The following is a 24253-nucleotide window of genomic DNA, read 5'->3' on the forward strand; positions in this document are numbered from 1 at the left end:
CTTATGCGGTAACCGTTAGGGCCTTTACCTTGGCAATGGCCTGTTCAATATCCGCTATGATGTCTTCAGTTTCTTCTATTCCCAATGAAAAACGTATCAGGGAATCCTTTATTCCTTGTTTTTCCCTATCCTCAGGACTCATCAACGCGTGTGATGTGGTCACAGGAGAAGTCATGGTACTCTCCACCCCTGCCAAACTCATGACAGGTTTGACCAATTTTAGATGCTTGTAAAAAAGTGCATGGTCCACATTTGGCAATTCAAAGGACAGCATGCCTCCGAATCCTTGCATTTGGGATTTGGCCAGTTCGTGATCGGGATGGGTTTCCAAGCCTGGATAGTATACAGCTGCCACATCTTCATTCTGACTCAAGTATGTAGCCATTTTCATGGCATTTTCATTTTGGGCCCTTACCCGTAATGCCATGGTCTTCACACTGCGTTCCAACAGCCAAACGGTATAATCGCTCAAGCTGCCACCAAAGCAAATCCCGGTCTGGAACACTTTCTCCATATTTTCCTTTGATGAAACGACCACCCCAGCGCAAATATCCGAATGTCCTCCCATATACTTTGTGGCACTGTGCAGCACCACATCCACCCCGAGGTCTATCGGGGTCTGGTTGATGGGACTTGCAAACGTATTGTCGATCATGGTAACAATCCCCTTACGTTTTGCCAATTCACAAACTCCTTTTATATCAGTAATGGTCAGAAGTGGGTTGGAAGGCGTTTCCATATAGATCAGTTTGGTATTGGGATTGATTTCCTTTTCAAAATCTTTAGGTTCCCAACCATCGGTGAAAGAATATGAAATCCCGAACTTTTGGAATTGGGTCACCGCAAAATGATATGTCCCTCCATAAATGGTCTGTTGCAGTACAATGTGGTCACCAGCTTGCAAGAACGCCAACAAAGCGGTACTGATAGCGGCCATACCACTACCAAGAATCAGGGCGGCCTCGGCATGTTCCAAGGCCGCCAATTTTTTACAGAGTGCCTCTTGGTTCGGTGTATTGAAATATCTAGGATATCTCTTTATATCAACATCATCAAATTCATAGGATGTGCTCATGTACAGGGGCGATATGGCTCCTTTGTACAATTTGTCCTCCAATTCACCTTCATGGGTGCAAATGGTATTGATGCCTTTTTTATCAGTATTCATGATGGAAAATCTTTAGGATAAAGATACGAAACCCATCATACTTGCACCTGCTTCCAGTTTCCTTTTTTAAACCATACCATGGCAATAATGGCCAATACCACTTCTGCCAAAGTAATCGCGACAAAAACACCCATGGCACCCCATTCCAACACCAATGCGGCCACATAGGCCAAAGGGAGTTGGAACATCCAGAACGAAATCAGATTGATCTTGGTCGGAGTCTTTGTGTCACCAGCTCCATTAAAGGCTTGGCTCACTACCATACCGTAAGCATAGAAAATATAGCCGGCCGCTATGACCTGCAGACAGAGTGACCCATTTTTGACCACATCGGGCGTAGTGTTGAACCATGAGATAATTTCCTTGGCAAAGATGAGATAGACCAATGAAACCGTTCCCATAAAAATGGCATTGTACTTGCCCGTTTTCCAAACGGATACCTCTGCTCTATCGGGTTGTTTGGCACCTAAATTCTGTCCTACCAAAGTAGCTGCTGCGTTGCTCATACCCCAGGATGGCATCAAGGTGAACATCATCACCCTGATAGCAATGGTATAGCCTGCCAAAACTTCGCTACCAAATTCTGACATGATCCGCATCAAAAAAATCCAACTCGATGTACCAATCAAGAACTGTGCAATACCTCCCAATGAAACCTTGATCAGGTTCACCATCACCTTGAAATTTAGGACCAAGTCAGACAAAACCAGTTTGATCTTGCCCCATCCGAAGAACAATATCCCTAATTGGAAAAGGACTGCTGACCCCCGACCGATATTGGTAGCTATGGCCGCTCCCATAACACCGTATTCGGGAATGGGACCAAACCCAAAGATAAACATGGGGTCCAAAATAATGTTGAGTCCATTGGACAATACCAAGGCCCACATGGCAATGGAAGCATTACCAGCCCCACGGAAAATAGCGTTGATCAAAAAGAGGAGCACCACAGTGATGTTGCCTCCGATCATAAATTTGGTATAGCCAAAACCTTCCTCTATCAGATCGGGTTCCCCTCCCATCAAGGCCAAAATTTCCTTGGCGAACACAATGCCTATTATTCCCAAGATTACCGAAATCAACACTCCAAGACTAATGGCCTGGACTGCTGCAACTCTGGCCCCTTGAACGTCTTTCTCGCCAATTCTTCGGGCTACAACTGCTGTAGCCGCCATACTCAACCCGATGGCCAAGGCATATACTAAAGTAATCACGGATTCCGTAAGCCCAATTGTGGCCACAGCATTTACACTCACTTTGGAAACGTAAGCAATGTCTACCAAAGCAAAAATGGATTCCATGAGCATTTCCAAGATCATGGGAATGGAGAGCATAAATATCGCCCTACGGATGCTTCCGGTGGTAAATTCAGTTTCTTTTCCGGATACGGCAATCCAGAAATATTGAATCAATTTTTTGAATGAAAATGTATTTTGATGTGTCATTTTAAAAGAATTATGTGTGAGAAATGTGTGGAAATGTCAACCGTACCGAAAAGTGTTTCGGTTACTTTTTTGGCGTAAAGCCAAATGTGACATCTATAGCGTACATAATTCTTATAACTTCATGATGAAGCAAAGATGCAACTTTTTTTTAAAGGGAAAAGAAAAATCTTAATTATTTGGCGTAGTGCACTTTATATCTCCAATAACTGATGCCTCCCAAAATAAATACCCCTAATACCGTGAACCAAACAAAACTTGGCGTAATTACTTGTTCTCCACTGGCATAACTATGGAGTCCCACCAAATAGAAGTTCACCCCAAAATACGTCATCATGATACTGGAAAAAGCCAAGACACTGGCAAAATTGTAAATCCATTTGCCCCTAAGACCCGGCACAAGCCGCATGTGGAGCACAAAGGCATAGACCATGATGGAGATAAGTGCCCAAGTCTCCTTGGGATCCCAGCCCCAGTAACGTCCCCAACTTTCGTTGGCCCATTGTCCTCCCAAAAAGTTACCTATGGTCAGCATAACCAAACCTGCGGTCAGGGCCAATTCGTTGATCACGGTAAGTTCCTTGATATTGAGATCCATCCGCTTTTTGTTCTTATCGGTTGTCAAAATCATCAGCAATAAAGAAACTACGCCAAGGATCATGCCCACAGTGAACGGACCATAGCTACCCACAATAACGGCCACGTGGATCATCAACCAATAACTATCCAGAACAGGTTGCAGATTGGCAATTGCAGGATCTACCCAACTCTGATGGGCGATCCAAAGCAACATGGAAGTGACAAAAGCACTCGCTGCAATGGTCAGCTCACTTTTTCTACCCAGAGCCAGTCCAATGCCCATGGTAGCCCAAGAGACATACAGAATGCTTTCATAGGCATCGCTCCAAGGCGCGTGACCCGAAATATACCAACGCAACACCAAACCAATGGTGTGCCAGATAAAGAACAGGATAATGGTCCCTTTGAGAAGATAGGCGAAGGCTTTTAAAATTTTCCGCTCCTTGAAAATTTGGATCATGAGCACCAAGAACAGGATTACCCCCACCATTGCATAGTATTTGTACAATCGGTTGAAGAGATCTAGTTTGTTGTAGATGATCTCGATCTTGACCTTATTGTCGGATGGTAAGACTTCCTCCCCATGATTCTTTTGGTTCTGTTTGAAGGCTTCCAACATACGGTCCGGTTGGGAGTAATCTCCAGTAACGATAGACTGTTGCAAGGAATTCAGGTAAAATGGAATGGCATTCCGAATAAAGTTGGAATACAACGAGTCTTGAACTTGGTAATTACCACTCCGATATTCCACCGCGGATACCCATTTGTTGTTCTCATCGTTCAACAGAGGGAATATTTTTACCATATTTCCACTAAGGGCCATATCCAACAAGCTTAACCTTTCACCCACCTTTTTGATGTCCTTTTCAAAATTGGAAGGATTAGTGGTAGAGGTGGCTTGCTCTAGATAAGAACGAAGTTTGTAAGCTCCTTTTTCATCAAAAAAGTCGGTGGCTTTTACATATTTAGTACCTGACGGAACGCCAATGACCTTGCGGATGCTATCGTTTTGCCATTTACCCACTTCAATCAAATCCACGGTATACCACACCCCAGGATTCAGCATCATGGAGAGGAAAACCTGATCGGCAGACATATCCTTGTACTTGTCCTTTCCACTTAACTTTCTTAACAATTCAGAAGAAAACGTGTGTATAGGCTTCATTCTTCCGGCACCATCTTGGATAACCAAAGCCCCGAATTTTTCAGCATGCTCCTTGGCAACGGTTGTGGCCTTAAGTACGGAATCAATCTGTGCTTGGGTCGGCATTGTGGAGTGTCCATGTTCATCCGTGGTTTCTTGTGCATGTGCTCCGGTTAAAGCTAGCAACAAAAAAGCTATGGCCAAAGCTGCTTTCTTAGCCTTGATTTTCTCCAACATCTGTTGTAGGTCTTTAAAGCGCGTATCCCCAAAGAACATGATGCCCATCAATCCTATGTAAAGCAGAAAATACCCAATATAGGTAATCCATGTACCCCAAGCGTCATGGTTTACAGAAAGAACGGTTCCTTTTTCATCTGGGTCAAAACTGGACTGAAAAAACCGATATCCATGATGGTCCAACACATGGTTCATATAAATGTCATAATCGAAAGGTCGCTCATCATGAACCGTAATACGGCTCATAAACGAAGCATAACCGGCCTCGGTCCCAGGATATTTCTCCGCAATAAAATCGTTGAGTTCAATGGAAAAAGGCAATTCATAAACCTTGGAACCATAACTCAAGGAGAAATCCAATCCGCCTACATTGATCTTGTCCGAAAAGTTGGTAGTTCCTTGTCCTCCCAATAATTTTACTTCTTTGGATTCACCGTTGGCGGAAATGGAAACGATCAAAGCATCTTGTGTTACCTTGGTAATTTCTTCATCGGGTACCTTAACAATACCATAAGTTCCCTTCACCAAGGGTTCCGGAATCACAAATTGCATTCCGGCCATATTATAGAGCGAACGCAGTTGTAGGGTTTGAAGGCTGTCCTGAACCACCTCTCCCTGAAACTGATCCGCCATTCTCATAAAATTGCCTTCAAAAGGGGGTTTGATCTGGTATCCTCCTTCTTCCGAATAAAAAATGTTTACCGCCCCATCGGTTTCGTTGTTCAAGGCAAAAAGCACATTATGGATGCTGGCAATCTTGCCGTTCTCCAAATAATGTTCATGGCGTTGCCCATTTCCGGCTTCCACAATTTGTAGGTATTCGGTGCCATTTTCATCGGGAATCAGACCTTTTTCTGCTCCATGGATAAAATCCACATAGGAAATAGTAAAGGGTTGTCCGTTAAAATCGGATTTCCATGGTAAACTAGAACGTTTTCCTTCGGGGGTCACTAAAATATCATCTTCCAAAATGCGACGCTTGGTCTCTCCATTGATCTCCCCATCCACGTAAGCGGTCAAAAACGTCTTATCGGAATAAAACCTATTTTCCGTGGCCCCTTCCCGAATGGGCATCATACCTTCAAAACTGATATAACGGGTAACAAAAGCGCCCAAAATAATTAAGATCCAAGACAGGTGCAGGACCAGTATCGCCCATTTTTTCCAATTCAACAATTGGTACCTGTAGATGTTTCCTATAAAATTGATTACAAAAAAGACCATGATGGCCTCGAACCAAGTGGTATTGTAGATATAGATTCGGGCAGTTTCAGTGCTGTACGAGCTTTCCACAAAGGTACCGATGGCCATTGCTGCTGCAAAAACCAAAAATAGAACGGCCATAAGTCTTGTGGAAAAAAGGGTCTTTTTGAGAAAATCGATCATGGAAATTCAGTATGCTTACGGCTCGCAAAAATACGGCCTTTTTACCATTTTGTCGTTTTTAGGGCTATAAATAATCCCACAGATTTGTTAATTATGAGAATGATGCATCTATCCTAAATTTGTAGTTTTGGGCATGCTCAACGTTTTGTTACTGGGTACCGGAAACCTTGCCAGACATTTGTTCCAGGCCATATCCCAATCGGATAGGGCCCAAATTGTGCAGGTAGTAGGCAGAAATCTCAATGATTTATCCTGGTTTTCCCATCATACGGCCGTCTCCAATGATTTTAATGATGTTTTTGATGCCGATGTTTACTTGATTGCGGTTAAGGACGATGCGATTCTAGAAGTTTCCAAACCTTTGGCTAATAAATCAGGAATTGTAGCGCACACTTCGGGGGCAACGGATATGGATGTTCTCGTTCCCGAAAACAAAGGTGTTTTCTACCCTTTACAGTCCTTTACCAAAGGCAGGGAACTGGATTTCAAGAACATTCCCATCTGTGTGGAAGCCAACAAGGAATCCTCGCTTCAAGTGTTGAAACAATTGGCAGATTCCATTTCTTCCAACGTTCAAGAAATCGATTCCGACCGGCGAAAAAAATTGCATCTTGCAGCGGTTTTCGTGAGCAACTTCACCAATTATCTGTATGGTGTGGGTCAAGAAATCTGCTCGGAAGAAGGACTTTCGTTCGACCTTTTGAAACCCTTGATTTTGGAAACTGCAGAAAAGGTGCAGACCTTTGCACCGCGTGATGCCCAAACGGGCCCTGCAAGACGGAACGATCAGTTGAGCATGCAAAATCACCTGAACCTATTGAAAAATGAAAAACACATCGCCCTGTATCAACAGTTGAGCGATGCCATAAAAGAAGTTTATGAAGAAAAACTATAAAGAGCTTTTGAGCAACATCACCACCTTTGTTTTTGATGTGGATGGTGTTTTTACCGATGGCTCCGTACTGATTACCTCTGACGGGGAATTGCTGCGAAAAATGAGTGTAAAGGATGGTTATGCGGTTAAAACAGCCATTCAAAAAGGATATAATATTTGTATCATTACTGGCGGCACCAATCCTGGTGTAAAGGAACGACTTAAAGGTTTAGGGGTTACCGATTTTTACATGGGTGCACATCATAAGGAAGAACCCTTGAAAGAGTATCTCGACATTTATAGCATAGATTCCCAAAGCGTTGTATATATGGGCGATGACCTTCCGGATATCCCACCGATGAAAATGGTGGCCTTGGCGACTTCCCCACAAAATGCAGTGCCAGAAGTGAAGGCCATTTCTGATTATGTTTCCCATAAAAATGGAGGCGATGGTTGTGTCAGGGACATTATAGAACAAGTTTTAAAAGTTCGAGGGGATTGGAACGATAATTTTAGCGCCAAGAATGACTAAGAATCCGCTAAAGGAAAAACTAATGGAAATCAAAATCATTCTGGGATCTGGATCCCCAAGACGCAAAATGTTCTTGGAAGAATTGGGGCTCGAATTTGAAGTTCGGACCAAATCAGTGGAAGAAGTTTATCCCGAACACCTTCAAGGCAAAGAAATATCAGATTACCTGGCCCAATTGAAAGCCGAACCCTTCAAAGCTGAGTTAAAATCCAACGAGGTTGTTATCACCTCGGATACGGTGGTTTGGCATAATGGAGTCTCTTTGGCCAAAGCAGCCGATGAAAAAGAGGCATTTTCCATGATAAGGACACTTTCCGGGGACTGGCATGAAGTGATTACCTCGGTATGTTTTACTTCGAAGAACTTCCAAAAAACCGTCAGTGCCGTTACCAAGGTGAAATTCAAGGAATTCACTGACGACGAAATCAACTACTATATTGAAGAATTCGAACCCTTTGACAAAGCTGGTGCCTATGGCATACAGGAATGGATCGGGATGATCGGAATTGAAGAAATCCAAGGTTCCTACTCCAATGTTGTGGGTTTACCCACCCATTTGGTATACGAGACACTGATGAGCCTTTGATCAAATACTTTTTACGGAAATAATCTTTACCGGGCAGGCTTTTGCCGCTTGCTCGCAGTTGTCAAAAATATCGTCGTCGTGCGATTTAATAGTGTGGAACCCCTTCTTGTTCTGGGCATGCAACAAAACGGATTTTCCGTCTTTTTTGGACATGGCAAACTGCTCCGGTGCCATTTCCACACAGTAATTGCACCCAATGCACTTTTCGCGCTGCAAGGTCACTACAACCATTAGGCCTCTACCTTATTTTCAACGATTTTGTACAATTTATCGGAAGGCCTGATCCTGAATTCCAAAGGAATGGTTACGGAATCCCCCTTCTTTCCTGTAGAGATTTGGGCATCGTTCACCAGCATTTGGGTCACCTTCATTTCTTTGGCTCCTGTGGTAGGGCCAGTAATCAAGATGGTATCGCCGATGGAAATATCATAGGCCTCAATGCTGAATTCCCCAATATTGGTCTTGGGGAAGAAATGTGCCCCTTTTCCGATGTATACTTTTTTCTGGGTGGCCGAAGAGCCAGGAATTTTGCTCCACTCTCCTAATTTCTGTCCCAGATAGTATCCACTCCAAAAACCACGATTGTAGACCTTTTCCAGTTCTTGCATCCAAGTAATCACCTTTTCTTTATCGTAGGTTCCATTGTACAGACTATCAATGGCCTGACGGTAACAGCCAATGACCTTTGCCACATATTCAGGTGCCCTGCCCCTACCTTCGATCTTCAATACTTTGATACCGGCATCGGCCACTTGATCTAAAAAATCGATAGTACAAAGGTCTTTAGGCGACATGATGTACTCGTTGTCGAGTTCCATTTCAAAACCGGTCTCTTGATCGATTACCGTATATTTTTTCCGGCAGTTCTGCTTGCAGGCTCCTCTATTGGCCGAAGAATTATAGGAATGAAGGCTCATATAACATTTGCCCGAAACGGCCATACACAAGGCCCCGTGGCCAAAAATCTCTATCTCAACCAAACGTCCTGATGGGCCTTTTATTTGCTCCTTTTCAATTTGATCGGTAATTTTCTTTACCTGTCTCAAGCTCAGTTCCCTGCTCAATACCATCGTATCTGCAAAAAGGGCATAAAACTTCACTGTCTCAATATTGGTGACATTAATTTGGGTTGAAATATGCACTTCCAAGCCGAGTTCCCTTGCGGAAGCAATTACTGCTTGATCCATGGCAATAATGGCAGTAAGATCAGCCTCCTTTGCCTTTTTGAGCAAGGTTTTAACAATGGAAAGATCGTGATCGTAAATGATGGTGTTCAAAGTGAGGTAGGTCCTCACTCCTTTTTCCTTGCATCTTCTGGATATTTCAGGAAGATCGTCCAACGTAAAATTAATGGATGCCCTTGCCCGCATGTTCAACTGCTCCACCCCAAAATAAACAGAATCCGCCCCATTGTCCAATGCCGCTTGCAACGATTCAAAGTTGCCTGCTGGTGCCATCAGTTCTATCTGCTGCATTCCCATCGCTTTAATGCTTCAATTTTTTTTGCAAAACTACGCTTTTAGCTTGCATAACAAAAAGTTAAGTGTGATTGTTATTTTTCTTATTTCTATACGATATAAAAACTATGATTTAACTTTATCGATGAGTTCAGATCCATAACCCCTTTATTTGCAATGTATGTGCCCTGTTAAAACTGTTCTAAATAGCCGAAACCCTATTTTTTATCTTTCTATATTTGGTTCAACCACTAAAAAACCAACCATGAAGCACTTTTGGGTCCATTTTCTGTTTATCCTATTGATTAGTTTTAACTCCTTCGCCCAAAAACCTGATAAACCTACTACTTCGGAAATTTATCACCACCTTCAAAAATTGAATTTTTTGGGGACCGCCCTGTATGTGGCGGCCCATCCAGATGACGAGAATACCAATCTGATCTCCTATCTATCCAACCATGAACATGCCCATACCGTGTACTTGTCCATGACGCGTGGCGATGGTGGACAAAATTTGATCGGTTCTGAGCTTCGTGAGCTTTTAGGCGTATTACGTACCGAAGAACTTTTGGCAGCACGAAATATTGATGGTGGGGAACAACGATTTACCAGGGCCAACGATTTTGGCTTTTCCAAACACCCCAATGAAACCTTGAAAATTTGGGATAAGGACAAGGTGTTGAGCGATATGGTCTGGGCTATTCGGAACATAAAACCTGATGTCATCATCAACCGTTTTGACCATCGTACACCGGGATCTACACATGGCCACCATACCTCTTCCGCCATTTTAAGTATGGAAGCCTTTGATTTGGCCAATGATGCCTCAGCCTATCCCGAACAATTGAAATCAACTTCACTTTGGCAACCTAAAAGAGTATTTTTCAATACTTCTTGGTGGTTTTATGGCAGTCAGGAAAATTTCGAGAAAGCGGACAAGTCCAATTTGGTGAAAATGGATGTGGGCGCTTATTATCCTGATTTGGGGTTGTCCAACAACGAGATTGCCGCTATGGCACGCAGCCAGCATTTATGTCAAGGTTTTGGAAGATTGACCGATCGCGGGTCTTCTGATGAATACGTTGAATTTTTGAAGGGCGACAAACCTACCAACAATGATCTTTTTGCTGGTATCAATACTACCTGGTCACGTGTTAAGGGTGGTGAGGCTGTTGGGGAAATCTTATACAAAGTTCAGGACAATTTTGATTTTAGGGATCCATCCAAACACCTTCCCGATTTGGTGAAAGCCTACCAATTACTACAAAAAGTGGAGGATGACCATTGGAGAACCCTTAAATCCGAAGAACTCAAAAATCTTATTTTGGAATGCGCCGGATTATATCTGGAAGCCAGTTCCGAATCGGGCACCACAACTCCCGGTAGTGCTGCCAAAATCCGCATAGAGACCATAAACCGAAGTGCCCAGAACATCACTTTGAAAGAAATCGATATTATTGGGGCTTCTTCAAAATTGACTCCCAATACCGCATTGTCCAATAACGAGGAAAAGAATTTTGAAATCAGTTTTACCGTTCCGGAAAATACCAATTACACAAGTCCCTACTGGTTGAACGAAGTAGGAACGTTGGGCACTTACACGGTAAACGACCAAAGTTTGATAGGTAAGCCAGAGACACCAGCCGCCTTCGTGGCACGATTTGTACTGAATCTTGCTGGTACTGATATCGCATTCGATAAACCAGTGGTCCACCGATTTTCCAAACCCGATAAAGGAGAATTGTACGAGCCATTTGCTGTTTTGCCCGAAGCCACTTCAAAAATTGATGAAAAGGTACTGATCTTCGCCACGGATGCCACCAAGGATATTCAAGTTAAGGTTAGGGCCGGGAAAGACGATGTAGCGGGCAAAGTTGCTTTGGATCACCCGACCGGATGGACCGTAACCCCAGCCAATATTCCTTTCAACATTCCACAAAAAGGCCAAGAAGTAACGGTTACCTTTAAAGTTACACCACCCCACACGGACAGCGAAGGAAAAATATCGCCCGTAATTACCATTGGAAACAAGAAGTATGGCAAGGAACTTGTGGAAATTAATTACGACCATATCCCAAGGCAATCCATTTTGTTGCCATCCGAAGCCAAAGTCGTTCGAATGGATATTCAAAAATCCGGGGAACACATTGCCTATATTATGGGAGCTGGGGATATGGTTCCGGAAAGTTTGGAGCAAATTGGGTATCAGGTACATATCATTGACCCCAATGATATCCAAAAAGGTTCTTTGGATAAATATGATGCTGTTGTAGTTGGAATTAGGGCATACAACGTGGTGGAAGCCTTGAAATTCAAACAACCCCTACTTTTTGAATATGTAAAAAATGGGGGGACTATGATTGTGCAGTATAATACGGCAGGAAGATGGGCCAGTCAGTTTGAAAATATTGCTCCATACGATCTTACCTTATCCAATGATAGGGTTACCGATGAAAACTCGGAGGTAAAGATTGTAGCGCCAGGGAATGCCTTGATGAACTACCCCAATAACATCCAAAAAAGTGATTTTGATGGATGGGTACAAGAAAGGGGACTTTATTTTCCAAAGGCTTGGAGTTCAGAGTTTATCCCAGTGATTTCCATGGGGGACGAAGGGGAATCTCCCTCTGAAGGAAGCCTTTTGGTGGCACCGTACGGAGAAGGTCATTATATTTACACCGGATTGAGCTTTTTCAGGGAACTTCCCGCAGGTGTATCCGGGGCCTATAAGCTTTTTGCGAATATGCTGTCCGTTGGAAAAAGTGAAGTAAAAAAAGAAAGTAATGTCAAAGGATAATATGGATACCAAAATGGAATGGAAAAAGGAATACACGATTGTGGTCCTTTTAAATGCCATTTATATTTTGATTTTTTACTTCATCATGCTACTAAACAACTAGAAATTTTAATGGCATTATTAGATTGGATCATTCTTGGCAGTACACTATTGTTCATAGTAACCTACGGCGTATGGAAAACCCGTGGCAGCAAGGATGTTGATGATTACGTGCGTGGTGGTGATAATGTGAAATGGTGGACCATTGGCCTATCAGTTATGGCCACACAAGCCAGTGCGATCACCTTTCTTTCCACACCCGGTCAGGCATTCCATGATGGGATGGGGTTTGTGCAATTTTATTTTGGACTGCCCTTGGCCATGATCGTCATCTGTTTGATCTTTATTCCTATTTATAAAAAATTAAAGGTATTTACCGCTTACGAAATGTTGGAAGGGCGTTTCGATCTCAAAACCCGAACCCTTACGGCCATCTTGTTCTTGGTGCAACGCGGACTTGCAGCGGGTATCACCATTTTTGCACCATCCATTATTCTTTCCGCCGTATTGGGATGGGACCTTCGTACTCTGAACGTCATCATTGGGATACTGGTGATCATCTATACCGTTTCCGGGGGAACCAAGGCGGTCAGTGTTACGCAAAAGCAACAGATGTTCATCATCATGATGGGCATGTTCTTTGCCTTTTTCTTTATTCTAGGGGCATTGCCTACCGATATTTCCTTTGATAAAGCATTGAAAATCGCTGGGGCCAACAACAAACTCAATATTCTTGACTTTACCTTCGACACCAATAACCGATATACATTCTGGAGTGGTATCACTGGTGGATTCTTCTTGGCCCTCGCCTATTTCGGAACAGACCAAAGTCAAGTACAACGGTATCTTTCGGGAACATCAATAAGGGAAAGTCAATTGGCCTTGGTCTTTAATGGCATTTTCAAAATCCCGATGCAATTCTTCATCCTATTGGTCGGTGCCATGGTTTTTGTATTCTATCAATACAATACTTCGCCACTAAATTTCAACCCCGCGGCCACACAAGCTGTGATGACCTCAGAATACGCTGATGAATACACAGCCCTGGAGGAAGACCATAAAAAAATCGAAATGGAAAAGCAGATTGCCCAACATGCCTTTTCCGGTGCTTTAGAGCTGAAAGAATATAACGCCATTGAACAGGCCAAACGAGATATCATCAAAATAAATGAAAAGGAAAAAGCAAGCAGGGATGCCGCAAAGGAGCTCATTACCAAAGCCAATACCGAGGTAGAAACCAATGATAAGGACTATGTCTTTATCCATTTTATCCTGAACAACTTGCCCGTCGGACTTATTGGATTGTTATTGGCAGTGATCCTATCCGCTGCCATGTCATCCACGGCATCGGAGTTGAACGCGTTGGGCACTATCACCGCCCTCGACCTGTATAAGAGAAACCTGAAAAAAGAACGGGACCCCAAACACTACCTCATGGCAACCAAAGGGTTTACGTTGTTATGGGGAATCCTGGCCATATGCATTGCCAACGTGGCCAACCTTTTTGACAATTTGATACAATTGGTCAATATTATCGGGTCTATATTTTATGGGAATGTATTGGGCATTTTCCTTCTTGCATTCTTCTTCAAGTTCGTAAAGGGAAATGCAGTTTTTGTCGCGGCCATCGTGACCCAAATCATCGTCATTATTGGTTGGTACCTGGATTGGATGTCCTATCTGTGGCTCAATGCCTTCGGCTGTGTATTGGTGATTCTGTTGGCTACCATTACGCAAGGTTTCGACAATTTTTTGGGTAACCCTCCAGAGGAGATAGAGAAATAAAAAACCCACTTAAAAGTGGGTTTTTACAATATGCTTTAGAAGCTTCATTACATTTCGGCCCACTCTTTCAGGGAATCCTTGTTCATTTTTACATAATCTTGGTTACCAGCAGCCTGGGCCGCGGCCAACGATCTTTTAGCAGCTTCGATGGCTCCTTTCTTATCCCCTAATTTGGCATAGATCAACGATTGGGTACGCATCATCCAATAGGCTTTGCCTCCGTCCATTTCTACAGCTTTGTCGACCCATTCCTTGGCCTGCTCCATGTTCATTCCTTCACTGAAGTAATAGGAACCCGCAGCAAAATAATCATTGGCAGTAAGACCTTCTGTTTTGGACATGGTCTCCGTAATACTCTGAATGGCCTTGTCAACAGTAGGTACCACAAATTTTACCCCAACATAGGTTTTCTCCCAAAGAATGCCCAAAGTTGCACCATTGTTGTTAAGGTCATCAATGGTGAACATAAAAGTTTCGATATTTTCAGAAATAGGATAGGCCTCTACCTTAACGGTTGCAGCTACCTTTGAAGCATCCCATTCCTGTGGATTTCCCCAGTTCTCTGTATCCGTGTAGAAAATAACTTCCCATACAGCTTCACCAGGTCTTGTGTAGATGGCGTAGGTACCGGCTTTCAATGCTTTGCCTTCCACCACAACATCATCACTAAAGGAAATGGTAGTGTTCTTATTGGCACCTGTCCTCCAAATGGCATCAAAGGGAACAAGGTCTCCAAAAACCTTTCTTCCACGCATCGATGGTCTGGAATATTCCACCACTACATCGGTGAGGCCCACTTTCTGCTCCAACTTGGAAAACGGACTGGGAGCAGGGGTCTGTATCTGGGCCTGCACAGATACCGCTAATGTTGCAATAAATAATAAAAGTGAAATTTTTTTCATAGGAAATAGTGTTTACATTGTTTAGTCGAACAAAGCTAAAGATAAAGAAATCCCTTATTTGTTAAGAAATCCTTAAAACGATGAATCGGATAAACCCGACGTTCTCTAATGTAAAGGTATATTTTTTTGTTTAATCTTTTTTAAAATAAATTAAACAATATTATCTTTGTGAAAACAAGTGGATGAAACTTTATCAACTCCTTGCAAAGCAAGCATTGCCCATTTCTAAAAATGAAGCCTGGGAATTTCTATCCAATCCAAGAAACCTGAAAGCCATTACACCAAAACACATGGGATTTGACATTTTATCAGGCGCGGACAAAAACATGTATCCTGGCCAGATCATTCAATATACGGTGAAACCTTTTCCTATGGTCAGCACCACGTGGGTCACCGAAATTACCCATGTGAAAGAAGGTGAATACTTCGTTGACGAACAGCGCTTTGGCCCGTATGCCCTTTGGCATCACAAACATTTCTTAAAAGAAGTCCCTTATGGTGTTGAAATGGAGGACCTCATCGACTATAAATTGCCTTTCGGTATAATTGGATCATGGGCCCATCCTTTTTTAGTAAAAAAACAATTACAGAAAATCTTTGCCTTTAGGGAGAGGAAACTCGCGGAATTATTTGGTAAGGTTGATGGTGTGCAAAATGAATTGACCCTTAAAAGTATTGGATGATGAAAAATATCTTGCTTATTGGGGGGTCACATGGCATCGGTCTGGAGATCGCTTCAAAATTGTCCGTAAAAAATCATGTTTACGTTGCCAGTAGGACTATCGGCGGACTATCTGAAACCAATATAACGCACATTCCTTTCGATGCACTATCGGAAAATCTATCGGACAAACCACTTCCTGAAGAAATCCATGGCTTTGTATATTGTCCTGGCAGCATAAACATTAAACCATTTAAGATGCTGACTGAAGAGTCTTTTCGCAACGAAATGGAAATCAACTTCTTCGGATTGGTCAAAACAGTGAAGTCCGTGATTGGAAACATGGTCGAAGGCGGCAGTATAGTGTTTTTAAGTACAGTGGCCGTATCAACTGGAATGCCATTTCATACCAGTATTTCGGCGGCAAAAGGAGCCATTGAAGGCTTTGCAAGGGCATTGGCGGCCGAGTATGCCCCAAAACTTCGGGTGAACGTCATTGCACCATCACTGGTAGATACACCACTTTCCGAACGTTTACTCAACAATGACAAGAAAAAGGAGATGATGGCACAGAGACATCCATTGAAAAAGGTAGGACGCGTTTCCGATGTGGCCAATGCTGTCCTCTTCCTTTTGGATTTCGAAAATTCATGGATTACCGGCCAGGTAATCGGGGTCGATGGGGGAATTTCCACATTAAACATGAACTCATGAAGGATACCGTATCGGTTTTTTGGTTCAGAAGGGATTTACGATTGGATGACAATGTCGGTTTATACCAGGCATTAAAATCCGGACATCCCGTACTCCCAATTTTTATTTTTGATACTGAAATCTTGGGGCAGCTGCCGGAAAAAGATGCCAGGGTAGGCTTTATCCAAGAAAGGCTTCAGCAATTACACCAAAAGTTGGCCTCCGATTACGGAAGTGGTTTGGCACAGTTCCATGGCACTCCAAAAACTGTTTTTCAAAAATTGACCCAGGAATTTGATGTAAAAGCGGTATACACCAACCATGACTACGAACCCTATGCAAAAAAAAGGGACAAAGAGATAAGTGATTTTTTGTCCCGTATTGATATTGATTTTAAAACTTTTAAGGACCAAGTCATCTTTGAAAAGAGTGAGGTGGTAAAGGATGATGGTAACCCTTATGTGGTCTACACCCCTTACATGAAAAAATGGAAGGAAAATTTCAACCCTCCCATACACTTGGTCAATTATGACACACTCCCCCTACTCCCCGAAAAATTGTATAAACCAAACTCGCTGCCCAAGCTTTCGTTAAAAACCATCGGTTTTGAAGCATCAGAAATCAAAGTCCGTGATTATAAAGTTTCATCGGAACTTATTCAAAAATATCCCGAAACAAGAGATTATCCTGCAAAGGAATATGGAACCTCACATTTGGGACCCCATTTACGATTTGGTACGGTATCCATTAGGAAAATGATAAAAAAGGCCATATCCGAAAAAAATGAAACCTTTTGGAACGAGTTGATCTGGCGGGAGTTTTTCATGCAGATCCTTTGGCATTATCCCCATACCGTGAATGAGGCCTTTAAACCAAAATACGACCGCATCATATGGCGCAACAATGAAGAGGATTTTGAGCGATGGAAATCCGGACAGACGGGTTATGTCCTTGTCGATGCAGGAATGCGTGAACTAAACGCAACAGGACATATGCACAATCGGGTACGAATGTTGGTGGCGAGCTTTTTGTGCAAACATTTGCTGATCGATTGGCGCTGGGGCGAGGCGTATTTTGCCGAAAAGCTGTTGGATTATGAAATGGCCAGCAATGTGGGAAATTGGCAATGGGCCGCCGGTAGTGGTGTGGATGCCGCTCCATATTTCAGGATTTTCAACCCAATGACCCAGGTTGAAAAATTCGACAAGGAACGGGAATACATCAATCAATGGGTGCCTGAACTCCAGGAACTCACCTACCCTTCCCCGATAGTCGACCATAAGATGGCGCGTGAACGCTGCTTAAAAGTCTACAAAGAGGCTGTGGGTTAAAGCTTTTTCAGTAATTTTAGTACTTGCAATGATCAGATAACCTTTCTTCTGGAAGGTAATGGTCATGCATCTCTAACTAACTGTAAACCTTTAAAATGAAAAAAACCACAACTCTTTTGCTTTTGGGACTGCTTTCGCTCAACTTGGCGGCCCAAAAGATGACCAAAGACAAAAAAGAGGTCGTTGCCTCTGTCGAAAAACACAAGGAAAACCTGATCCAATTGAGCGACTCCATTTGGGCGTTGGCCGAAACCGCCTTTGAAGAGTCCATTTCCGCCGAATTGTTGGCTGATTACGCCGAGAAAAATGGTATGACCGTCACCCGTGGGGTGGCCAACATCCCAACCGCTTTTATAGCCACTTACGGTTCCGGCAAACCGGTAATCAGTGTGTTGGGGGAATTTGATGCACTTCCTGGTCTATCACAGAATTCAGTCCCCACAAAAGATCCTCGAATTGAAGGTGCCCCTGGTCATGGCTGCGGACACAACATGTTCGGTGCAGCAAGCCTTGGTGCTGCCATCGCCATCAAAGAACAAATTGAAGCTGGAAAAATAAAAGGAACCGTCAAATTCTTCGGAACGCCTGCGGAGGAGAAATTCTTCGGTAAAGTTTGGATGGTGGAAGCTGGTCTTTGGGATGATGTTGATGTGAACGTAAGCTGGCACCCATCCGCCCAAATTGAAGCCGATGTACAAAGCGGTCTGTCTTTGGTGGACTTTATTGTGGAATTCTACGGACAGGCTGCCCACGCTTCCGCAGACCCTTGGAATGGACGCAGCGCAGCAGATGCCTTGGAACTTTATACCACTGGAATCAATTATTATAGGGAACATATTAGGCCCACTTCCAGAATCCATTATCACATTCAAGATGGTGGGCAAGTGGTCAACGTAGTCCCTGATTATGCCCGCTTATGGGTAAGGGTCCGCGATCCCAAGCGTAAAGTGATGCTCCCTACCTATGAAAGGGTAAAGGCCATGGCCGAAGGAGCAGCCATCATGGCCAATGTGGACTATAAGATTTCCTTGGTCTCCGGTATCTATGAAACCTTGGTGAACCGAGCTGGTGGAGAGATCATGCAGAATAACTTGGAGCTATTGGGCCCCATTACTTATACAGAAGAGGAAACGGAATACGGAAAGGCCATTCAACGTGCCACTGGAAAACCTGAAGTGGGTATGGACGGCGCAGTACATGAGTTTAAAGAAACCGAAGAACTTCCTGGAGGTGGCTCTACCGATGTGGGAGATGTGAGCTGGAACGTGCCCAACATCAATTTGGGTGTAACCGTTGCTCCCAAGGATACACCATGGCACTCATGGGCCGTTGTAGCCTGCGGAGGGATGAGCATTGGCCATAAAGGAATGGTGCATGCCGCCAAAGCCATGGGCTTGACCATGTTCGATCTTTTTAAAGATGCTAAATTGGTAGATAAGGTAAAAGAAGAATACAAAACCAGAAAAGGGGATGAAAAATATAAGGCCATGATCGATGGCCCACCGCCAATCCCCGGTAAATAATTTTTTTAAATTGATATAAGCCTGCCTAAAACGCAGGCTTTTTCAACTGTTTCCACAATAAAAACTAAGCTGATGAGCAATCCCATTTTACAAGCATTTCCATTAAGTATGCCCTGGCAAACCCAGGATCCTTTTCTATTTAGTGTATACCATCTAGACCATTACCCAAAGGGTAACGGGGAAATGGGACCAGATCCAGAGTTGCTCGGAGGAAGAAGTCTGGGTAATGATTTCAATCCTTATGAAAAATGGCGTATGTACCACGGGCAGACCATTCCAGGATTTCCGTACCATCCGCACAGGGGATTCGAAACAATAACCATTGTGAATAAGGGTTTTTGTGATCATTCCGATTCCCTTGGGGCGGCAGGTAGGTTTGGTGAGGGTGATGTACAATGGATGACAGCTGGAAGAGGGGTGCAGCATTCCGAAATGTTCCCACTTTTGAACGATGACGGCGACAATCCCTTGGAGCTCTTTCAGATTTGGTTGAACCTTCCAAAGGCCAGCAAATTTGTGGAGCCCCATTTTAAAATGTTATGGAACGAAGATGTTCCCATAGTGACGGAAGGAAAAGCGACGATCAAAGTGGTTGCCGGAAACTATAAATCGACCGAAGCCATTGCCCCTGCACCGGATTCCTGGGCTGCAGATCCAAACAATGAGGTTGCCATATGGAACATCCATGTTGATGCAAATTCCGAATACATCTTACCAAAGGTCGGTTCAAAAGTCAACCGAACCCTGTATTTTTATGAGGGTGATACCATCCAAATAGAGGGAAAAAACATAAATTCAAAATTTGGAATTGCCTTAGATCCTTTGCAAGATGTGCATATTACCATTGGGGCAAAAAATGCACATTTCATTTTATTGCAAGGCAAACCCATCAACGAACCAGTGGCCAAATATGGTCCGTTTGTGATGAATACCGAGGAAGAAATCCAACAAGCCATGGAAGAATACCGTCTTACCCAATTTGGTGGATGGCCCTGGCCTTATCCTGACCATGTACACGATAAGGAGAAAGGACGTTTTGCCCTGTATCCTGATGGCTCTTTAGTGAAGAAATAATTTTATATGGAGAAGATACGCCTCGTTCTGTTCATTTTCTTATTGGGCCTAATACCCATCACCGCACAGGTGGAAGAAAAGGCTATTACTTTGGAGACAGAAACAGGAAATATTGAAGGGACCTTACTCCTTCCCCTAACTCCGGAAAACCCTCCCGTAGTGCTGATCATTTCTGGCTCGGGGCCTACCGATAGGGATGGTAACAATCCTATCATGAAAAATAATTCTCTAAAAATGTTGGCGGAAGGTTTGGCCGAATATGGTATTGCTTCCCTCCGATATGATAAAAGAGGCATCGGTGAAAGCAAGGATGCCGGTCCCACAGAAAATCAACTACGCTTCGAGAATTATGTGGATGATGCTAAAGCTTGGATTCAACTTCTATCACAAGAGACCCGATTCTCAAAGGTAGCCGTGTTGGGACATAGTGAAGGATCTTTAATTGGTATGCTTGCATCCCAAAACACAGCAGTGGCCCAATATATTTCAGTTGCCGGGATTGCCGATCCTGCTGCCAAAGCCCTAAAAGAACAACTCAAGGCACAACCAGCATTTGTGACCGAACTGTCCAACCCCATATTAGATCAACTGGAAATGGGCCAACAGGTGGATTCCGTGCCTCCTATCTTATTTTCCCTTTTCCGTCCGAGTGTGCAGCCCTATATGATCTCGTGGTTCCAATACGACCCAAAGGAAGAGATGGCCGAGTTGGACATCCCTATTTTGATTGTTCAGGGGACCACCGATATTCAAGTGGATACTTCCAATGCCCAAGCACTTGCAGATGCTAATCCCAAAACCCAATTGCAACTGATTGAAGGCATGAACCATATCCTAAAGCTTGCCCCCTTGGACCGGACCGCGAACATTTCGACATATTCCTTGCCTGATCTTCCCTTAATCGAGGGGCTTGTGGATCGTATTGCCCAATTTATGAATTAGTTAAAAAGGACTCCCTTACTTAATTTTTCCAAAAAAAATTGCGTAGTCAAATAACTACATATATATTTGTAGCCATATAGCTTCATAATTTAAATACCTTCATGATGAAATTGAGACGTGATCCCTTCCAGGCCATAGCCGACCCAACCCGTAGGGCCATATTGGTTTTGCTGGCCTCACAGACCATGACCGCAGGTGCCATTGCCGCCAATTTTGATGTGGCTCGGCCTACCATATCCAAACACCTTCAAATTCTGGGTGAATGTGATCTGGTGGCATCCACACAGCAAGGTCGTGAGATGATCTACGAGCTTAAGGTCGATAAAATGAAAGAAATTGATCTTTGGTTGGAACAGTTCAAGAAAATATGGGAAAATCGCTTCGATAATCTCGACGCCTATTTGGCCAAACTTCAAAACGAAAACAAAAATGGGAAAAACAGAAAGTAGATCATTAAGCATCTCTAGAACACTGCAGGCACCCATTGAGCTGGTCTGGGAAGTCTGGACCACTCCAGAACATATTGCCCAATGGTGGGGACCAAATGGCTTTACCAATACCATTCAAAAAATGGATGTACAGGAAGGGGGCGAATGGAAGCTTACCATGCACGGACCCGATGGGACCAACTACCCCAACCGCAGTATTTATAAAGAGGTCATTCCTTTCAAAAAAATTGTCTTTGAACATTTTAACCCTCATTTTATTACCACGGTTCATTTTGAAGCTATAGGACAGACTACTATCATGAATTGGTCCGCTTTGTTCGATAGCGAAGAAATGTTGCAGACCATAATCAAAGCCCATAAAGCGGACAAAGGCATGAAAGAAAATGTTGATAAACTTGAACGTTATCTGTCAAACTTAAAAACAACCCTATGAAAACCAGTCTTTTATTTAAATTCACCGCTGACAAAGTGAACAACAAAATTTTGATCAAACGAGAATTTAACGCCCATCAAGATCTCGTTTGGGATGCGTTCACCAAACCCGAAATATTAGATCAATGGTGGGCTCCAAAACCATTTGTCTCCAAGACCAAGTCCATGGACTTTAAAGTAGGTGGAAGAAGGCTCTATGCTATGTGTGGACCCAACGGGGAGGAATATTGGGATCTTGCGGATTATCTTTCCATATCACCCAAAACCAACTTCCAATATATGGATGGATTTTGCGATAGCGAAGGAAACGTTAATACGGAAATTCCACAATCCAAGTGGAATGTTGATTTTGTAGATCAAGGGGACACTACCCTTGTGGACATTACCATATCGTATGAAACATTGGCAGATCTGGAAAAAATTATAGAACTTGGCTTCAAGGAAGGATTCACGATAGCCTTGAACAGCTTGGATGAATTGTTTGAAAATTAAACTATCAGTATGCAATCCATCACCATTGAAACCCTAGTTGCTGCCCCGACCGAAAAAGCTTGGGATTACTATACTTTACCTGAACATATTACCCAATGGAATTTTGCCGATCCCTCTTGGCATTGTCCCAATGCGGAAAACGACCTTCGAGTTGGCGGCAAATACAAGGCCCGTATGGAGGCCAAGGACGGTAGTTTTGGGTTCGATTTTGAAGCAACCTACACCGAAGTATCAGAACAGAAGAAAATTGGATACGTTCTTGGAGACGACAGGAAGGTACATATATTTTTTCAGCCCCAAGGCGATTCAACTCATGTGAAAATCATCTTCGATGCTGAAGATCAAAATTCCTTGGAGCTACAGAAAAATGGCTGGCAGGCTATTTTGGACAATTTTGCCCAATATACGGAATCCAACTAGTTAAACCCGAACAATTTGGGCCCCAATGGCCCTCAAGCGTTCGTCGATGTTTTCGTACCCACGATCGATCTGTTCAATATTATGGATGGTTGACGTGCCTTTTGCCGAAAGTGCCGCTATCAGCAAGGAAACCCCGGCCCTAATATCCGGAGACACCATGGTTGTGGCCTTTAAGGTCGATTTGAAATCATGCCCAATCACGGTAGCTCGGTGCGGGTCACAAAGGATGATCTTGGCTCCCATGTCGATTAATTTGTCCACAAAGAACAAACGGCTTTCGAACATTTTCTGGTGGATGAGCACTTCTCCCCTAGCCTGAGTAGCCACCACGAGGATGATGCTCAATAAATCTGGTGTCAACCCTGGCCAAGGCGCATCAGCAATGGTCAAAATAGATCCGTCAATGAAATTCTGGATCTGATAACCCTTCTCATGCTTGGGAATGAAGATGTCGTCACCCTCTTTTTCAATGGTAATTCCCAATTTTCCGAATACGGTGGGAATCTGTCCCAAATCATTCCAACTTACATTTTTGATGGTAAGTTCGCTCCGGGTCATGGCTGCCAGTCCGATCCAAGAACCGATTTCAATCATATCGGGCAGCATGGTATGTTCGGTGCCTCCTAATTTTTCGACACCTTCAATGGTCAATAAGTTGGAACCAATGCCAGTAATCTTCGCCCCCATTCGGTTTAGCATCTTGCATAACTGTTGCAAATAGGGCTCACAAGCGGCATTGTAAATCGTGGTAGTACCTTCGGCAAGCACAGCGGCCATCACAATATTGGCAGTCCCTGTCACGGAGGCTTCGTCCAAAAGCATGTAGGTACCTTTCAACTTTTCGGCCTCCACACCATAAAAATGCTCCTCTTTGTTGTATCTGAATTTGGCCCCCAATTTTATAAAACCTTCAAAATGGGTATCCAAACGCCTTCTTCCAATTTTATCACCTCCTGGTTTGGGAATGTATCCTTTTCCGAATCTTGCCAAAAGTGGCCCTACCAACATAATGGATCCCCGCAAGGCCCTTCCATCTTCCTTGAACTGGGAAGACTGTAAATAATCCAGGTTCACGTCATCCGCAATAAAGGTATAGGAACCTTTGCCCTTCTTTTGAATCTTTACGCCCAAATCTTCAAGCAGCGCAATCAATTTGTTGACGTCGACAATATCCGGTATGTTGTTGATAGTAATTTTTTCCTCGGAAAGCAATACGGCGCAAAGAATCTGTAGTGCTTCGTTCTTTGCTCCTTGGGGGGTTATCTCACCATGCAACTGGTGACCACCCTCTATTCGAAATGTACCCAT

General features: G+C 43.5%; 22 protein-coding genes. 15 read left to right on the forward strand and 7 right to left on the reverse strand.

Going from position 1 to position 24253, the window contains the following annotated elements:
• Position 1 precedes the first annotated feature (1 nt).
• From D2U88_RS17270 to D2U88_RS17280, 3 genes are all read right to left on the reverse strand, one after another.
• Positions 2 to 1168 (reverse strand): trans-sulfuration enzyme family protein, encoded by a 1167-nt coding sequence (locus tag D2U88_RS17270; protein ID WP_119641753.1) that lies wholly within the window; start codon positions 1166 to 1168, stop codon positions 2 to 4.
• A 35-nt stretch (positions 1169 to 1203) separates the two neighbouring features.
• On the reverse strand, positions 1204 to 2613 hold the full coding sequence (locus tag D2U88_RS17275; RefSeq protein ID WP_119641754.1) for an MATE family efflux transporter: 1410 nt from the start codon (positions 2611 to 2613) through the stop codon (positions 1204 to 1206).
• Positions 2614 to 2785: 172 nt separating this feature from the next.
• The gene (locus D2U88_RS17280) at positions 2786 to 5956 is read right to left on the reverse strand and encodes a cytochrome c biogenesis protein (protein ID WP_119641755.1); all 3171 of its coding nucleotides are present in this window, start codon (positions 5954 to 5956) and stop codon (positions 2786 to 2788) included.
• A gap of 133 nt (positions 5957 to 6089) precedes the next feature.
• Here D2U88_RS17280 and D2U88_RS17285 point away from each other — a divergent pair, with 133 nt between their 5' ends.
• From D2U88_RS17285 to D2U88_RS17295, 3 genes are read left to right on the forward strand one after another with little or no spacing between them, the layout of a single operon-like run.
• Positions 6090 to 6851: a Rossmann-like and DUF2520 domain-containing protein gene (locus D2U88_RS17285; protein WP_119641756.1), complete on the forward strand. Its 762-nt coding sequence runs from the start codon at positions 6090 to 6092 to the stop codon at positions 6849 to 6851.
• Positions 6835 to 7362 (forward strand): KdsC family phosphatase, encoded by a 528-nt coding sequence (locus D2U88_RS17290; RefSeq protein ID WP_119641757.1) that lies wholly within the window; start codon positions 6835 to 6837, stop codon positions 7360 to 7362. The genes D2U88_RS17285 and D2U88_RS17290 overlap by 17 nt, the downstream gene beginning before the upstream one ends.
• A gap of 22 nt (positions 7363 to 7384) precedes the next feature.
• Positions 7385 to 7948 (forward strand): Maf family nucleotide pyrophosphatase, encoded by a 564-nt coding sequence (locus tag D2U88_RS17295; protein WP_235855817.1) that lies wholly within the window; start codon positions 7385 to 7387, stop codon positions 7946 to 7948.
• Here the strand turns inward: D2U88_RS17295 and D2U88_RS17300 are convergent, their stop codons facing one another.
• The gene (locus tag D2U88_RS17300; protein WP_119641759.1) at positions 7949 to 8179 is read right to left on the reverse strand and encodes a ferredoxin; all 231 of its coding nucleotides are present in this window, start codon (positions 8177 to 8179) and stop codon (positions 7949 to 7951) included.
• The gene (locus tag D2U88_RS17305) at positions 8179 to 9423 is read right to left on the reverse strand and encodes a peptidase U32 family protein (protein WP_119641883.1); all 1245 of its coding nucleotides are present in this window, start codon (positions 9421 to 9423) and stop codon (positions 8179 to 8181) included. Before D2U88_RS17305 ends, D2U88_RS17300 begins: the two co-directional genes overlap by 1 nt.
• 247 nt (positions 9424 to 9670) lie before the next feature.
• Between D2U88_RS17305 and D2U88_RS17310 the strand changes: the two genes are divergently transcribed.
• The gene (locus tag D2U88_RS17310; RefSeq protein WP_119641760.1) at positions 9671 to 12202 is read left to right on the forward strand and encodes a PIG-L family deacetylase; all 2532 of its coding nucleotides are present in this window, start codon (positions 9671 to 9673) and stop codon (positions 12200 to 12202) included.
• Between the two features lie 111 nt (positions 12203 to 12313).
• Positions 12314 to 14026, forward strand: coding sequence for a sodium:solute symporter family protein (locus D2U88_RS17315; protein WP_119641761.1), 1713 nt, complete (start codon positions 12314 to 12316; stop codon positions 14024 to 14026).
• A 47-nt stretch (positions 14027 to 14073) separates the two neighbouring features.
• Here the strand turns inward: D2U88_RS17315 and D2U88_RS17320 are convergent, their stop codons facing one another.
• The gene (locus tag D2U88_RS17320; protein WP_119641762.1) at positions 14074 to 14928 is read right to left on the reverse strand and encodes a DUF2911 domain-containing protein; all 855 of its coding nucleotides are present in this window, start codon (positions 14926 to 14928) and stop codon (positions 14074 to 14076) included.
• Positions 14929 to 15110: 182 nt separating this feature from the next.
• On the opposite strand from D2U88_RS17320, the gene D2U88_RS17325 reads away from it, so the two are divergent.
• The 10 genes from D2U88_RS17325 (at position 15111) to D2U88_RS17370 (ending at position 22945) form a co-directional block, all read left to right on the forward strand.
• Entirely contained in the window at positions 15111 to 15611 is a 501-nt protein-coding gene (locus D2U88_RS17325) for an SRPBCC family protein (protein WP_119641763.1), read from the forward strand.
• Positions 15608 to 16303: an SDR family NAD(P)-dependent oxidoreductase gene (locus tag D2U88_RS17330; RefSeq protein WP_119641764.1), complete on the forward strand. Its 696-nt coding sequence runs from the start codon at positions 15608 to 15610 to the stop codon at positions 16301 to 16303. The genes D2U88_RS17325 and D2U88_RS17330 overlap by 4 nt, the downstream gene beginning before the upstream one ends.
• A complete protein-coding gene (locus D2U88_RS17335; protein ID WP_119641765.1) occupies positions 16300 to 17613 on the forward strand; it encodes a cryptochrome/photolyase family protein in 1314 nt (437 codons plus the stop codon). The genes D2U88_RS17330 and D2U88_RS17335 overlap by 4 nt, the downstream gene beginning before the upstream one ends.
• Positions 17614 to 17708: 95 nt before the next feature.
• The gene (locus D2U88_RS17340) at positions 17709 to 19136 is read left to right on the forward strand and encodes an amidohydrolase (protein ID WP_119641766.1); all 1428 of its coding nucleotides are present in this window, start codon (positions 17709 to 17711) and stop codon (positions 19134 to 19136) included.
• A 72-nt stretch (positions 19137 to 19208) separates the two neighbouring features.
• Positions 19209 to 20210, forward strand: coding sequence for a pirin family protein (locus tag D2U88_RS17345; protein ID WP_119641767.1), 1002 nt, complete (start codon positions 19209 to 19211; stop codon positions 20208 to 20210).
• Positions 20211 to 20216: 6 nt separating this feature from the next.
• Positions 20217 to 21152 carry an alpha/beta hydrolase gene (locus D2U88_RS17350; protein WP_119641768.1) on the forward strand — a complete coding sequence of 312 codons (936 nt, stop codon included), beginning with the start codon at positions 20217 to 20219 and terminating at the stop codon, positions 21150 to 21152.
• Positions 21153 to 21256: 104 nt separating this feature from the next.
• The gene (locus tag D2U88_RS17355) at positions 21257 to 21601 is read left to right on the forward strand and encodes a metalloregulator ArsR/SmtB family transcription factor (RefSeq protein WP_119641884.1); all 345 of its coding nucleotides are present in this window, start codon (positions 21257 to 21259) and stop codon (positions 21599 to 21601) included.
• A complete protein-coding gene (locus D2U88_RS17360; protein ID WP_119641769.1) occupies positions 21582 to 22034 on the forward strand; it encodes an SRPBCC family protein in 453 nt (150 codons plus the stop codon). Before D2U88_RS17355 ends, D2U88_RS17360 begins: the two co-directional genes overlap by 20 nt.
• Positions 22031 to 22525 carry an SRPBCC family protein gene (locus tag D2U88_RS17365; RefSeq protein WP_119641770.1) on the forward strand — a complete coding sequence of 165 codons (495 nt, stop codon included), beginning with the start codon at positions 22031 to 22033 and terminating at the stop codon, positions 22523 to 22525. Before D2U88_RS17360 ends, D2U88_RS17365 begins: the two co-directional genes overlap by 4 nt.
• Before the next feature lie 9 nt (positions 22526 to 22534).
• The gene (locus D2U88_RS17370) at positions 22535 to 22945 is read left to right on the forward strand and encodes an SRPBCC family protein (RefSeq protein WP_119641771.1); all 411 of its coding nucleotides are present in this window, start codon (positions 22535 to 22537) and stop codon (positions 22943 to 22945) included.
• Here D2U88_RS17370 and murA read toward each other — a convergent pair whose 3' ends face one another.
• A complete protein-coding gene (gene murA, locus D2U88_RS17375; protein WP_119641772.1) occupies positions 22946 to 24253 on the reverse strand; it encodes a UDP-N-acetylglucosamine 1-carboxyvinyltransferase in 1308 nt (435 codons plus the stop codon). It lies immediately after the preceding gene.

Source organism: Flagellimonas aequoris, from assembly GCF_003584165.1.
GTDB lineage: Bacteria > Bacteroidota > Bacteroidia > Flavobacteriales > Flavobacteriaceae > Flagellimonas > Flagellimonas aequoris.